General features: G+C 68.8%; 12 protein-coding genes. 7 read left to right on the top strand and 5 right to left on the bottom strand.

Annotated elements, in window-relative coordinates; all coding sequences use genetic code 11:
• Positions 1-96 precede the first annotated feature (96 nt).
• The 3 genes from M2271_RS02610 to M2271_RS02600 all read left to right on the top strand — a co-directional run bounded on the left by M2271_RS02610 (position 97) and on the right by M2271_RS02600 (position 3,166).
• Complete coding sequence (locus tag M2271_RS02610) at positions 97-486, top strand: BlaI/MecI/CopY family transcriptional regulator (protein WP_280885410.1); 390 nt, start codon at positions 97-99, stop codon at positions 484-486.
• A 6-nt stretch (positions 487-492) separates the two neighbouring features.
• Positions 493-1,425, top strand: a complete 933-nt coding sequence (locus tag M2271_RS02605) for a M56 family metallopeptidase (RefSeq protein ID WP_280885409.1) — start codon at positions 493-495, stop codon at positions 1,423-1,425.
• A 409-nt stretch (positions 1,426-1,834) separates the two neighbouring features.
• A complete protein-coding gene (locus M2271_RS02600) occupies positions 1,835-3,166 on the top strand; it encodes an LCP family protein (RefSeq protein ID WP_280885696.1) in 1,332 nt (443 codons plus the stop codon).
• A 242-nt stretch (positions 3,167-3,408) separates the two neighbouring features.
• Here the strand turns inward: M2271_RS02600 and M2271_RS02595 are convergent, their stop codons facing one another.
• Genes M2271_RS02595 through M2271_RS02585 form a run of 3 tightly spaced genes read right to left on the bottom strand, consistent with a single transcriptional unit; the run spans position 3,409 to position 5,960 of the window.
• Positions 3,409-3,951 carry a flavin reductase family protein gene (locus M2271_RS02595; RefSeq protein ID WP_280885408.1) on the bottom strand — a complete coding sequence of 181 codons (543 nt, stop codon included), beginning with the start codon at positions 3,949-3,951 and terminating at the stop codon, positions 3,409-3,411.
• 8 nt (positions 3,952-3,959) lie between these two features.
• Complete coding sequence (locus M2271_RS02590) at positions 3,960-5,090, bottom strand: acyl-CoA dehydrogenase family protein (RefSeq protein ID WP_280885407.1); 1,131 nt, start codon at positions 5,088-5,090, stop codon at positions 3,960-3,962.
• A 36-nt stretch (positions 5,091-5,126) separates the two neighbouring features.
• Positions 5,127-5,960 (bottom strand): helix-turn-helix domain-containing protein, encoded by an 834-nt coding sequence (locus M2271_RS02585; RefSeq protein WP_280885406.1) that lies wholly within the window; start codon positions 5,958-5,960, stop codon positions 5,127-5,129.
• Positions 5,961-6,435: 475 nt separating this feature from the next.
• On the opposite strand from M2271_RS02585, the gene M2271_RS02580 reads away from it, so the two are divergent.
• The gene (locus M2271_RS02580; protein ID WP_280885405.1) at positions 6,436-6,699 is read left to right on the top strand and encodes a GlsB/YeaQ/YmgE family stress response membrane protein; all 264 of its coding nucleotides are present in this window, start codon (positions 6,436-6,438) and stop codon (positions 6,697-6,699) included.
• Positions 6,700-7,115: 416 nt separating this feature from the next.
• On the opposite strand, the gene M2271_RS02575 is transcribed toward M2271_RS02580, so the two are convergent.
• Positions 7,116-7,301, bottom strand: a complete 186-nt coding sequence (locus tag M2271_RS02575) for a hypothetical protein (RefSeq protein WP_280885404.1) — start codon at positions 7,299-7,301, stop codon at positions 7,116-7,118.
• A gap of 39 nt (positions 7,302-7,340) precedes the next feature.
• On the opposite strand from M2271_RS02575, the gene M2271_RS02570 reads away from it, so the two are divergent.
• From M2271_RS02570 to M2271_RS02560, 3 genes are all read left to right on the top strand, one after another.
• The gene (locus tag M2271_RS02570; RefSeq protein WP_280885403.1) at positions 7,341-7,520 is read left to right on the top strand and encodes a hypothetical protein; all 180 of its coding nucleotides are present in this window, start codon (positions 7,341-7,343) and stop codon (positions 7,518-7,520) included.
• A gap of 365 nt (positions 7,521-7,885) precedes the next feature.
• A complete protein-coding gene (locus tag M2271_RS02565) occupies positions 7,886-10,555 on the top strand; it encodes a discoidin domain-containing protein (RefSeq protein ID WP_280885402.1) in 2,670 nt (889 codons plus the stop codon).
• Positions 10,556-11,046: 491 nt separating this feature from the next.
• On the top strand, positions 11,047-13,152 hold the full coding sequence (locus M2271_RS02560) for an NPCBM/NEW2 domain-containing protein (RefSeq protein ID WP_280885401.1): 2,106 nt from the start codon (positions 11,047-11,049) through the stop codon (positions 13,150-13,152).
• 219 nt (positions 13,153-13,371) lie between these two features.
• Here the strand turns inward: M2271_RS02560 and M2271_RS02555 are convergent, their stop codons facing one another.
• The gene (locus M2271_RS02555; RefSeq protein ID WP_280885400.1) at positions 13,372-14,124 is read right to left on the bottom strand and encodes an NADPH-dependent F420 reductase; all 753 of its coding nucleotides are present in this window, start codon (positions 14,122-14,124) and stop codon (positions 13,372-13,374) included.
• Positions 14,125-14,149 lie beyond the last annotated feature (25 nt).

Raw genomic sequence — 14,149 nt, 5'->3', positions numbered from 1 at the left:
ATGTGGTGAGTGCCGGTCGGGGCGCGATGGCCGGCGGCGAGGCGTCTATACGATGGACCGCCTGTGAACTCGGGGTCGGTGGAAGGGAGACAGGACGTGACGGATCAGCGGCAGGGCCCCCGGCGGCGGGGCCAGGGGGAGCTGGAGGCGCTCGTCCTGTCCGCGCTGCGTGAGGCGGATCGTCCGGCGAGCGCGGGCTGGGTGCAGGAGCGGCTCGGCGGGAACCTCGCCTATACGACGGTGATCACGATCCTGACCCGGCTGCTGGCCAAGGGTGCGGTGACCCGCGAGCGCGCCGGCCGGTCCTTCGCCTGGACCCCGGCCTCGGATCAGGCGGGTTTGGCCGCGCACAAGATGCGCAAGGTGCTGGACGCCGAGAGCAACCGGGAGGCTGTGCTGTCCAGCTTCATCACCTCTCTGGAACCGGACGACGAACGGCTGCTGCGCGAACTGCTGGGTCGAGCCGAGAATGAAAGGGAAGACTGAATCCTCATGGGGGTGTTCGTCTTTCTGCCGCTGGTCCTGCCGCTCACGGCATGGCCGATCGCACGCCTGGCCGAGCAGCGGCTGCACCCGCGGACCGCCACGCGGTTGCTGACCGGGCTGGCCGTCGTGATGGCGGTGTGCAGCACCGTGTGCCTGGGACTGCTGATGGTGGTCGGTACCGCGCAGCTGCCCGGGAACCCGCTGCCCGACGCCTGGTCGGACCCTGAGGTGCGCGAAGCCGTGCCGTACGACGAGGTTGCCGGAAAGCTGGCCATTCCGGCGTTGCTGGCCGTGTTGCTGACGTGCGGCCGGTCCCTGTTGCGGCATGGGCGGGTCCGCCGCCGCGCCCACCGGGCCCTGGCCGGGCTGCCGGGCGCCGAGGTGGCGGTGCTGCCCCATGAGGTGCCCTACGCCTACGCGCTCCCCGGCGGGCGACGGGACCGGGTGGTCGTGACCACCGCCATGTTGTCCTGCCTCGAACCTGCAGAACGGCGTGCCCTGTTCGCCCACGAGCGTGCCCATCTCACCGCCCGGCACCACCGGTTCCTGCTCGCCGTTCAACTGGCCGCACGCGCCAACCCGTTCCTGCGACCACTGCGTACAGCCGTGTCCTACACCGCGGAGCGGTGGGCCGACGAGGAGGCGGCCCGGACGGTCGGCAGCCGCACGGCCGTGGCATGCGCGATCGGCAAGGCCGCCCTGGTCTCCCGCGGCACCCCGGCCCCCACGATCGCGGGCTTCGCCGCGCCGGGACCGGTGCCGCGAAGGGTCGCCGCCCTTTTGGGGCCCCCGCCCGCGTTGCGCAACTGGCCGCCGGTGTTCACCTCGGTGGGCCTGGCCGCCTGGGGTGCGGCGGTCGGGACCGCGGTCTCCGCGCTGTCCTCCGCGAACTCCGCGGTGACGATGGTGCTCATCCTGCACACGGCGACACCATTCTGAGGACGATCTCTGGGTGTGGCAGGGGCCACTGATCAGACGTTGTCGATGAATCGGGGCGATTCCGATGACGAGGCCCAGGGCGGGTTGGCCGAGACCTCCCCGTCGCGAAGAAGGAGGCGAACAGGCCGGGTGTGCTGTCGGTGCCGCCCATGTGCGCCCCTTGACTTCCGTGTCTGCCGACGTGTCTTGAAGACGGGTGGTGTGGCGTTCCCGCTTCTGCGTGCGGTGAGAAAAACCCGCCTGCGGCCCGTATATCTACATGGATGTAGAGTTTCGCCGTTCGGTGACCATGGGCACCGAACGCTCGTGAGCGGCTGATCGGCCGGGCGCGGCCGAACGGGAGGAAGGGGCCCCGGTGGGCGGTACGGGACAACGGCGGCGCGCTCCGGCCGGAAGCAGGCCGACGCGGCTGACGCGGCGGGGCCGGATCCTCGCACGGGTCGCGGGGGCGGTCGCGGTGCTCATCCTCGGCGTCGCCGGAGTCGGTGCCTGGATTTACCAGGACCTGGACGACAACATCAACGCCGCCGACCTCGACAACAAACTAGGCGGGGACCGCCCCGCCAACCTCAGCCCGGGCTCGAAGAACATCCTGGTCGTCGGCTCGGACAGCCGCGACGGAGCCAACGCGAAGTACGGCAAGGATCTGACCACCATGCAGTCGGACACCCTGATGGTGATGCACGTTCCGGCGAACCGGAAATGGGCGACCGTGGTGTCCTTCCCCCGTGACTCGTGGGTGCGGATATCCGCGTGCGACAAGGGCGACGGCGTCACCTCCGCCCGGCACCACGCCAAGATCAATGAAGCCTTCGCGATCGGCGGTACCAGCGGCAAGGTCGCCGAGGCCGCCGCCTGCACCATCAAGACCGTCGAGGCCGACACGGGCCTGCGCATCGACCACTTCATGTCCGTCGACTTCCAGGGCTTCAAGGGGATGGTCAACGCCCTGGACGGCATCAAGGTCTGCCCCGAACAGGCCATCCACGACGAGAAGGCACGCCTCGACCTGGAAGCCGGCTGCCAGACCGTCAAGGACGAGGAAGCGCTCGGCTATGTACGCGCCCGCTACAGCGTCGGTGACGGCTCCGACATCGGACGCATCGGCCGCCAGCAGGAGTTCATGGAGGCACTCGCTGAGAAGGCCCAGTCCAAGCTGACCAGCCCCAAGGCCCTGTACGACTTCCTGCAGTCCGCAACCAAGTCCCTCACCACGGACGAGGACCTGGCCGGCATCAAGCCGCTGTACAGCCTCGCCTCCGAGGTGAAGGGCATCCCCAGCCAGAGGCTGACGTTCCTCACCGTCCCCAACTATCCGCGCGAGGCGGATGTGGCCACCGACAAGGCCAACATCGTGTGGCAGTATCCGCAGGCCGCCGACCTGTTCACCTCCCTTGCCCAGGACAAGGAGGTCAACAAGAAGGAACTGCAAGCCGACGCCCAGGACTTGATCTACGCGTCCAGAGTGCGCGTCCAGGTCCTCAACGGCACCGGCGTCACAGGGCGTGCCGCAACCGTCGCCGGAATGCTGCGCGAGGCCGGCTTCTCCGTCGCCGGAACGGGAAACGCGCCGGAGACCACCCGCACCACCACGGCCACCTACCCGCAGGGCCTGGACGAGCAGGCGAAGGTACTCACTTCGCGGCTGCCCGGCGCCCGGGCCACGCAACGGCCGGATGCCGCCGCGGGTGTGGTGACCCTGGTGGTGGGAACCGACCTTGACCTTGATGACATCCGGTGATCCAGTTGGACATGGAGTACTTCGTGACGGCTCTCCGGCGTGGGTACCTGGCCGTCATTGTGTGGAAGACCTTCTTCGGTTCACTCCTTCCTCCTCGAAGTCGTCCAGAAGGTCGGTGAAGCAGCACACCTGTTCCTCCTCGTCCGGCACCGCGCCTGGCCCCAGGCGGCCTGGTCGGGGTCCTGGCCGGCGGGCACGTCGCCGTAGGGCGCGACGGACGATGTCGCCGCCGAACACCGGTGCTATACCGCTTTGTTGATGATCTCTACGGTTTCGGCGCCGTCGGCTGATACCTCGCCGGGCTTCGGCTCCGTGACCGAGGTATAGCGGCGGTCGTGGTACAGCAGCGGTCCGGGCTGGTCTCGGCCGCTGTGGCCGCCCCTTTCCGGCGCGGCCAGGACGATGTGGTGGTCGCCCGCCGGGATGCGGTCGACGATCCGGCATTCGAGCCAGGCGACGGCGTCGGCGACCGACGTCCGACCGTCGTCGTCACCGATGGCCGGGTGATCGAACCGATCGATTCCCGTGGTGGCGAATCTGTGGGCCAGCTCCTGGCTGTCCTCGCCGAGTAGATGGATGCCTATCCGGTCAGTCACGGACAGGGCCGGCCACGCGGACGCCGTCCGGGCCACGCAGAAGAGCACGAGCGGTGGATCCGCGGACACGGAGGTGAGCGATGTCGCCGTCAGGCCGGCCCGGTCGCCACGGTCACCCCCATCCGTGGTGATGAGGGCGACCGTGGCGGCCTGGCGGCGCATGATGCGCTTGAACAGTTCCGGGGTCATTGGCCGGATCACAGAGTCAGCGAGACAGTGGGCATCATGTCGAAGGCGACCCGGCCGTGGTCCTCGGCGAGGATGTAGGGCGTGAAGTACGGGTGCCGGGTGCCGACAGCGACGTCCCGCCAGAAGCGCTGCAGCGGATTGGCGTCGGCGAATCCGCTCGCACCGTGGAGATCGAGCAGCAGTTCCAGCGCCTCGCGGCACTCCCGGGCTGCTGTCGTCAGCTCCACTCGCAGCCGGATCCGTTCGGTCACCGGTATCGCCGCACCTGGACGGAGCGCGTCTATGACGTCCGCCACCCGCAACGTCCGCTGCAGGGCCGATTCGGTGCGCTGGAGCGCCTCGGTGAACCAGTACCGGCCCAAGGGGGAATCCGCGACGCGCGCGTAGGTGGTCGCGTACGGAGCCCGTTTACCGGCGATCGCCGCCTCGACGACGTCCAGTGCTCCGCGTGTCGCCCCGATCATGGGCGCGAGCGCCGCGAGGCCGCCCATGAACACCGCCTCCGGCGGGACCATGGGGCCGGCACCGTCCGGGAACGTGACGAGGCTTTCCGGTACGAAGACGTCCTCGGCCACGAGGGTGTGGCTGCTCGTCCCGGCCAGGCCCGCCGCCCTCCACGTACGGTCGACCGAGAGGTCCGATGCCGGTACGAGAGTGGGGCAGACAGTCGGCGGCCCGTCGCCCGTCAGCGGCACCATGACCATGGCCCAGGACGCCAGTTCGGAGCCGGACGCCATCGCCCACCGCCCGGAGATCCGAAGGCCGCCGGGCACGCGCTCACCGCGGGCGCCCTGGGGGACACCGGAGGCGCAGACGACCGCGTTCGGGTCGGCCAGGAGAGCGTCGCGGGCCGTGTCGGAGACGATCGACGCAGTCAGTTTCTTGGCCGAGGCGCACAGCGCGACGACCCAGGCGGTCGAGGCGCAGCCGCGTCCCAACTCGGCGATCACCTCGACGAATGTGTGCAGGTCGACGTCAAGGCCACCGGCCTCGGTGGGCACGGAGAGAGCGAACAAGCCGGCGTCGCGCACCGCCGTCACGCTGTCCGGCGCGGGCCGCAGTTCGCGTTCGGTAAGTGCCGCGTTCGCTGACAGCGTCGGCACTGTTTTACGGGCAGCATTCAGCAACGTGTCGTTCACAGCTGGTGATCTTCCTTAAGCAGGTAAGAGGCGGAGTCAGCCTCGGTCGGGGTGGCGACCCTGGGTGAGGGCAAGGCGAGCGGCGTCGACAGAGCCGGTCTCCGCGGTGAAAACCACTGCGCGGAGGTCGCCCTCGTGGATCGTCATGATGTCGCAGTCGACCGTGATGTCTCCGGCGTCCGGGTGGTGGATCGTGACCTGATCGTCCTGATAACGCGTGTCCACATGCGCCTGCCACAGGCGCGCGAACGTTTCGCTGACCGTTTGCAGATCAGCGACGAGATCCCGCAACCAGTCGTCGTCCGGATACCGCAGGGCCGTGGCGCGCAGGTCCGTGACGAGCGAGGACTGGAAGCGGATCTCCTTCTCGGAAGTCCGCTCCGTACGTCCCTGATCCCCGGTGAAGGCACGCCAGGCCATGTTCCGTTCCCGGCCATGGGAATCGATCGAGGCGCAGCCCAGTTGCTCCCAGGCTGTGTTCCAGGCCAAAACGGTCCAGGCGGCGTCACTGATACAGACCGGGGTCTCGCCGAGCCGGTCGAGCAGACGTCGGGCGCCGGGCCCGACCTGGTGTGGTACCCGCCCGGCACCCGAAGGCGCGTGCCCGGCCAGCGAACAGAGGTACTCGTACTCCGGCCGGGACAACCGCAGAGCCCTGGCGAGTGCGTACAACACCCCGGCCGACGGCCGTCCCCGGCCCTGTTCAAGCCGTTTGATGTATTCGGCGGACACCCCGGCCGCAGCGGCGAGCTCGTCCCGGCGCATCCCAGGTGCACGTCGGCGGGTGGAGGAGCCGAACCCGTTCTGCGGCGGCGTCGCCTGGTCGCGCCATCGCCGGAGTACGACGCCGAAATCATTGCCTGCGGTCATGCAGACGATGATGCCGTGAGTCCGGCGGAACAGCGTGGCCCGGAAACTACCAGGATCAACGCTCGGTCGTGTCCTCTAGTGCCGCGGCAGGCAATGTTCGCCCCGTCGCGACGCCTGGCACGCACTCTCGCCGCACCGGGCGAAAGCCCAAGTACATCCAGTACGAGGGCTTCCGCCCGGCACGCCGATAGCACGCACCAGACGCCGCTCCTTCTCGGGCAAACATTGCCTGCCGCGGCACTAGCCAGACCCACCTGGATATCGACCGCCCCGGGGCCTCATCCATCGTCACCCGGCCCGCCGGACGAGCACGATCCCGTCGAGGTACCCGACCTGCTGCCCGCTCCCCGGACGGAGGACGGCCGCGCGGCGTGGGAGGCGGACGGGTCTGTTCGCCTCGACAGAAGCGGAGGGGACTGTGCCGCGGCCCTCGGGGCATATCTGGGGTGAGCATACTTCTCAATGAGGGGCAGTCATGGAGATCTCGGGTGTCATCAGTGCCATCGTGATCGGCATTGTCATCGGCCTCCTTGGGCGGCTGGTCGTCCCTGGACGCCAGCACATCGGCGTGCTGTGGACGATCCTCGTAGGCATCGCGGCCGCGTTCGTCGGCACCGGCGTCGCTGCGGCGTTCGACGTGGCCGACACCAAGGGGGTCGACTGGATCGAACTGGCCATCCAGATCGGCCTGGCGGCCCTCGGCGTCGCCGCACTGGACCGGACCAAGGGCCGCCGCTGACACCGCGCCCGACACACTTGTGGGTGGTGTGGTTACGCTGCGGTCATGCGGGCGGTGGCGAAGTGCCCGTCACCTCGAGACAGGCGGCCGGCCACCGGGTCCGCACCGCGAGCGGCAGGGTCTGCCCCAGGGGCAGCAGCACGCTCGCGACGGAGGCGCCGTGAACGGGTGAGCGTCCCGCCTGCCGCTTCCTCGAGTGGCGTTCTCCGACAAGGGATACCGGCGTTCCCGGTCCGGATGGGCGGCCGCGTTGCCGTACACAGGCGCGAGGCAATCACACGATGGAGCAGCCGAGTTGAACTGAACGGGCTCGGACACGCACCACAACGACACCAGGGTCTCCCGGCACTGCTCGGTCAGATGCGCATCCCCGAGCTACCGACAGGGCCTGCCTTCATGCGCTTACAACGGGAAGATCACCCGGCGGGAAACCTGTTCGACCCCACGTTCCATGATCGGTTGAGGTACGGCTCCTGCGGGTCGCCGGTGAGCTGGTGAGCTGATGTGCCGGCAGAGGAGTGCGCCGCCCAGAGGCACCAACTGCGCATCAGCAGGGCGTTCTCGGGGAAGGGCACGGCCAGGTACGGGGAGATGTGGGACAAGCGACGAGCCTGAAGTGCCCGGCGGCGCGGATTCACCGCATGCCGGACTTCTCGGGCGAGCCCGTGGCAAGGCTCGACCTGCGCGTGGGGGCCGAGCGCTTGGCTCTGCAGGTCACCGGCGTCAACAACGGCGTGATGGTTGAAGCGTTCGGTGCTCCGGAGGGCGTGAGCGTGACTGAGGTACGGCTGAAGCCGCGGCTGGACCGGCCCACAACGTGACGGAGGCCGGCGACTTCGTGCATTGATCCCCTCCCCCCCTTGACCGGACGCCGTCCCGCCGGAACTCTCCACCTCCAGTGCCCGCACCACAGTCAGCAGCGGTCGCACGTCTTGACCCCCGTTTCGAGTTGCGCCTACGCTCCGGCTGTAAACATCGGATGCCTTCTCAAAGCTGGAAGGCTCGATTAATGTTCAAAGTCGTCCACCGGGCGTGTCCGTCACCGCGGCGACATTGGCTTGACGTCCCATCCGAACTGCGAGAACCACCTAAATGGCGCTCTCTGTCCGGGGCAGGTGCTCCTTCTATAGCTGGCCACGTGATCGCCAGCCAGATGCTCGGAGATCCGATGCCTAGATTCGTTCGTTTGGCTTCCGGCCTTACCGCAGCCCTGCTCTTGGGCGCTCTCGGCACCGCGGCCTCCTCCTCCGCGGCGCCTGCGCCGCCCCCTGTGCTGCTCCACGCGGCACCGGACGGATCCGGATCGGCGTGCACCTTGTCGCGGCCGTGCTCCGTGCTCGGCGCACAGCAACGTGAGCGGCAGGCGCTGGCCGGCAACGAGGGCGCGGGCCGGGACGTCGTCGTCATGCTGTCCGACGGCACGTACCGGCTCACCGCGCCGCTGCGGTTCGGGCCGGCCGACTCCGGCCGGAACGGACATCGGGTGACCTGGACCTCCGCACCGGGCGCTCGACCGGTGCTGAACGGCGCGACACGTGTGAAGGGTTGGCGGTTGACCGATCCGGTGAAGAATGTCTGGTCCGCTCCCCTGCCCGCGGGCCTCGCCACACGGCAGATCTACGTCGACGGCAAGCAGGCGCCGATCGCGCAGACCACTCCGGATGAGCAGGGCGTCACCTTCGCAGCCACCGACGGCGGTTACACCACCTCGCCGGACTGGGCCGCCGGACTGCGGGACCGTATCGGTGCCGCCGCGATGTCGCGGGTGGAGTTCGCCTACACAGGGAAGAACGGGGACTGGACCGAGTCGCGCTGCCGCGTCGACTCGGTCAGCGGAACCACCGTGCTGATGCAGCAACCCTGCTGGCGCAACATCACCAGCCGCCCGGTGTTCACCCAGGCATCCGGAGGCCTGCCCAACATGAAACCGGGCACCGCGCCGACCCGGATGGAGAACGCCTACCCGTTCCTGCACACCGGGCAGTGGTATCTCGACCCGAAGCGGCAGGTGCTGAACTACGTTCCGCTGCCGGGGCAGGACGTGAACCGCCTCGACATCGAGGCGCCTCGGCTGACCTCGCTGGTCACGGGTGCCGGCACGCTCGACCAGCCGGTGCACGACATCACCTTCAGGGGGCTGCGGTTCGCGTACGCGACATGGAACGAGCCGAGTTCGGCCGCCGGGTTCGCCGACGTGCAGGACAATCTGCGGCTCACCGGCGCCGACCCCACCTACCCGCAGGGGACGTGCACGTTCGGAGCCCCGCCGGGCACCTGCCCGTTCGGCTCGTTGACCCGTCAGCCGGGCAATGTGCAGTGGCGTGCCGCGCACGACGTGACCTTCGAACGGAACACGTTCACCGGCCTGGGCGCCGCAGGACTGGTCTTCGAGTACGGCAGCCGGCACAACACGATTCAGGGCAACGTGTTCAGCGGTATCGCCGGCAACGGTGTGATCCTCGGCGACACCACCGACCCGCACCCGTCCGACGTGGGCGCGGACGACCGGGAGATCAACGCGTACAACACGATCGACAACAACCTGATCGAGCACGTCGGCACCGACTACCCGAGCGCGGCGGCCATCACGCTGTTCTTCACCCAGCACACGTCGGTGACGCACAACGACATCCGGGACGTGCCGTACACCGGGATCAGCGCGGGCGTCATCCAGGGGCATGTCGACAACGTCGACCACCCCGACAACACCACGAACGTCAACAGCGACAACACGATCAGCGCCAACCTGATCCACGGCTTCATGCAGGTGCTCGGCGACGGCGGTGCCATCTACGCCGAAGGCCACCAGGGCCAGACCGTCCTCGCCGCCGACGGCTCCGTCGACCGCGCTGCCGGCATCAAGCACGGACTGCACGCCGTGGGCAACGTCGCCTACGACCAGGGCAACGTCAACTTCACCTGGTACGACGACGCGGGAGCGAAGTGGATCAACTGGGACGGCAATGTCGAATGGAACGGCAAGCTGTCACAGGGCGGCTGCCAGACCACCGGACACTTCGACGTGACGGGCAACTACTCCGCACAGCCCATCGGCCAGTACCACTGCACGCCGCCCGGTGGCACCGACGTCACCTACACGGACAACAAGGCCCTGCCTCTGCGGCCGACGGCGAGCGACCTGCCGTTGGGGAGGGTACGTGACGCCGGGCTGCAAAGCGGCTTCCGTGACCTGGTGACGGACCGAGCCCCGCAGGTCGTTTACGCCCAGGCCGAGGGCCGTACGGTCTTCGTGGCGGGGGACGGTTTCACGGCCCGCACCAGGGTGAGCGTCGCCGGGACGCCCGCCGCGTCCGTGACGGTGCACTCGCCGGCCTTCCTGACCGCCACCGCACCCTCCGGCACGGCCGTGACCTCGGTGACCGTCACGACACCCGCCGGCGTGGCGTCCGGCGTGGTTCCGGCGCCCGATGTCGCACTGGGCAAACCCGCCGAGCAGTCGTCGACGGTCTCGTCCAACTACCCCGCGAGCTATGCCGTGGACGACGACCTGCGCGACTACGCCGGCACCAAGACCGAGGCGCAGCCGTGGTGGCAGGTCGACACGGGAGCCTCCTATCCGATCGACAAGATCGCCCTCCACAACCGGGCGGACTGCTGCGCCGACCGGCTCGCGGACTACTACATCTTCGTGTCCGACACCCCTTTCACATCCACCTCGCTCAGCGACACCCTCACTCAGCCAGGAGTGTGGTGGACGCACAAGAGCGAGCAGGCCGGTAGGCCGAGCACGATCGACGTGGGGCGCACCGGTCGATACGTCCGCGTCCAGCTCGCCGGGACCAACCAACTCGCACTTGCCGAGGTGCAGGTCCTGACAGCGCCGCACAGCCAGTGAAGGGAACATCCCCGCAGGGGCGGGGGGCAGACTCCATGCCGGTACCGGTCGCAGCCCGCGGGGAGGTCTTTCTCCGAGGAGGGCGAGCTGGCCGTTGCCACGCCGGGCAGCCGCCACACCGGCCGCCGCGGCGGCCATGCCATCGTCAGGCGCTGCTCCCCGCACCCGCAGGGATGGAGAGCCGCAGTCCGGCGGTCGGGCCGCTCACGGACCTGATCGCATACTTGGCCGGATCTGTGATCGGCGCGCAGGTGCTGCCGCCCCTAGCCTTTGAAGATCTCGGCGACGGAGGTCCTCATGCTTGCCAGCAGCCCGGCTCGCCTGTCAGTTACGCCTCGCGGTCCCGGCCGGACCTGCCGTCAGCAACGTGTCTCCCAGAGCCGGTTGCGCTCAACCGCCGCCGGATGCCCGGTTGTCGGCACTGGTCGTGTCCGGCCGTCCCGGCGAGGCGCACCCGAGCACCTCGACCGTAGTGGCGCGTCCCGAGACGAATGCACTCAAGGGCATGGACAGGTGCCCATTCTCTTTCGCGGAGGTTCGTAGTGACGCGCCACCTTCACGCCCGCCCAATCCGTAGAAGAACAGCCGTACTTGTCGCCACAGGCCTGTTGTGCGTGGTCGGCCTCACCCCGCCGGCCCTTGCCGCCGCCGCGCCGCAGTCGCCGGCACAGAACCCCTCCCCTGACGCACCCGCCGCGCCAGGGCCGGCCGACGACCTTGCCCTCACCCCGCCGATGGGTTTCAACAACTGGAACTCCACGCACTGCCGTGCCGAGTTCAACGAGGACATGGTCAAGGGGATCGCGGACCTCTTCGTGGCGAAGGGTCTCAAGGACTCCGGGTACCAGTACGTCAATCTGGATGACTGTTGGGCCCTGCCGTCTCGTGACGCGAACGGCAAGCTGGTGCCCGACCCCACGCGATTCCCCGGCGGAATCAAGGCGGTCGCCGACTACGTGCACGCCAAGGGGCTCAAACTCGGTATCTACACCAGCGCCGGCACGAAGACGTGCGACAGCGTGGGGTTCCCGGGCGCCCTCGGTCACGAGTACAGCGACGCCCAGCAGTTCGCGGACTGGGGCGTCGACTACCTCAAGTACGACAACTGCAACAACCAGGGCGTGGACGCGAAGTCGCGGTACACGACCATGCGTGACGCCCTCAGGGCCACCGGGCGCCCCATCGTCTACAGCATCTGCGAGTGGGGCCAGAACAAACCGTGGGAATGGGCTTCGGAGGTCGGACACCTGTGGCGCACCACCGGTGACATCAGCGACAGCTGGGGCTCGATGCTGTCGATCCTCAAGCAGAATCTGCCCCTCGCGTCGTCCGCCGGTCCCGGACACTGGAACGACCCGGACATGCTGGAGGTCGGCAACGGAGGTATGACCGACACCGAGTACCGTTCGCACTTCTCGATGTGGTCGATCATGGCCGCGCCGCTGCTCATCGGCTCCGACCTGCGCACGGCCTCCGACGCGACCTTCGACATCCTCGACAACAAGGAAGTCATCGCGGTCGACCAGGACCCACTGGGACGGCAGGGCAGGGTGCTCTCCTCCGCGGGAGGCCGCTGGGTCGTCGCCAAGGAGATGCAGGACGGTAGCAGGGCAGTGGCCCTGTTCAACGAGACCGGCAGCCCGCAGCGGATCGCCACGAGCGCTGAGGCCGTCGGACTGCCCGCCGCGGACGCCTACGCCCTGCGCGATCTGTGGCAGCACAAGAGGTACAACACCGCGGGCACGATCTCCGCGACCGTACCCGCGCACGGCACCGTGCTCGTCCGCGCCTCGGTGGACGCGAGGTGGGCCGAGAAGCCTCCGGCCGTCGAACTCGGTGTCGATGACGGCCTGTTGGTCGAGGCGGGCAGGGCGAACACGCTGACGTCGACGGTCACCGACCTCGGACGGACACCGGCGACCCGTGTCTCGGTCGCGCTGAGCGGACCGGAGGGCTGGACGGTGCGAGCGGCGTCGCCGACCACTGCGGGCACGCTGCCGACGGGCCGAGCGCTGCGTACGAAGTGGCGGATCCTCGCACCTGTCGACGCGGCGACGGGTGCGTACGACCTGACGCTGAGGACGACCTACCGCTCACCCACCGGCGTACGCGCCGAGAGCGTGCTCCCGCTGAAGGCGTCCGTGGTCGTGGCACCGCCGGCGGGAGTCTCCTCGCTCGGCGACCTGCCCTGGCTGTCGACGACCAACGGCTGGGGTCCCGTCGAACGCGACACGAGTAACGGGGAGAGCGGAGCGGGAGACGGCCGACCGATCACCATCGGCGGAGTCGTCCACGCCAAGGGATTGGGTGCGCACGCCGAGAGCAGCATCGAGTACTACACGAGCAAGGCCTGCGAGACGGTCACCGCCGAGGTCGGCGTCGACGACGAGAAGGATGCCAACGGAACCGTCGCCTTCGAGATCTGGGCAGACGACGTCAACGTCGCAAAAACCGGGGTCTTGACCACCGCGATGCCGGCGCAGTCGATTTCGGCCGACGTGAGCGGAGCCCGGACGGTTCGCCTCGTCGTCACGGACGGCGGCGACGGCATCGACTCGGACCACGCGGACTGGGCGGACGCGAAGCTCGGCTGCTGAGCTCAGGCGCAGCCGACAGTCGTCCGGGAGCCGCACAGTCGCAACACGGTCGGACCCGTCACCCCGTCACCCCGTCATCGACCGCCCGTGACTCCCGGTGGGGATTGCCTCATTGTGACCGGGCGGGGATTCGCCGTAACAGCGGTGGACATGGGGTGTCTCCTTCGGACTCCCTGTGGTGTTTCCGGTGTCAGGCCCCCCACGGAAAGGGCGCCGGGGTCAGCCGCTGTGGCCGCCCACGTGGCCTCGGACGGCCTGGGCGATGAGCTGCTTGACCCGGTCGGCGGGCACCGGCTCGCCCGGGGCTTCCCGGAACCACCGCTGCCACTCCGGTTGGTGCCAATCCTGTTGGGTGATCTGCGCCGGTCGTGGGCCCTGGTAGGGCTGGACGTAGACGGGTGTGCCGGGCTCGCAGCGCCAGCTGTCGGCGAGGGTGCCGATGTCCACGGCGTCATAGCCCAGGACGTCGAGAAGCCTGACCATCTCGGCCTTGGCGGCCGGGTCGTCGCCGGCTACGGGCAGGGCGCTGCGGTCGGGGGCGCCGGCGGGGCGGGCCCGGCTGTACAGGCGGATCCAGTCCATGTTGTGGAGCGTCTTCACCACGCGGGAGCCGGTCAGGTGCCGTTGGAGCAGCTCACTGGAGGTGATGTCGCCGCCGTCCAGTTCGGCGATGCGGCCGTCGCGCCCCGGGTAGTAATTCATGGTGTCGATCACGGTCCTGCCCGCGAGAGCGTCGGCGGGCAGCTTGGCGTAGACGCCCAGCGGGACGGTCGCCACCACCACATCGCCCGCCTTCGCCGCCTCCTCCGGGGTGGCCGCGCGGGCGTGCTCACCGAGTTCGGCGACCAGGTCGGCGAGGGTCTCGGGGCCGCGGGAATTGCTCATGACGACGTTCAGGCCGGCGGCGACTGCGAGGCGGGCGAGAGCGCCGCCGATCATGCCGCTTCCGATGAATCCGATGGTCTGGGTCACAGTGTCAAACCTCCATGACGAAAGC

The sequence above is a fragment of the Streptomyces sp. LBL genome (assembly GCF_029893585.1).
Classification (GTDB): Bacteria; Actinomycetota; Actinomycetes; order Streptomycetales; family Streptomycetaceae; genus Streptomyces.
Note: the sequence above shows the minus strand (reverse complement) of the source record. Positions and strands in the feature narration are given on the sequence as shown.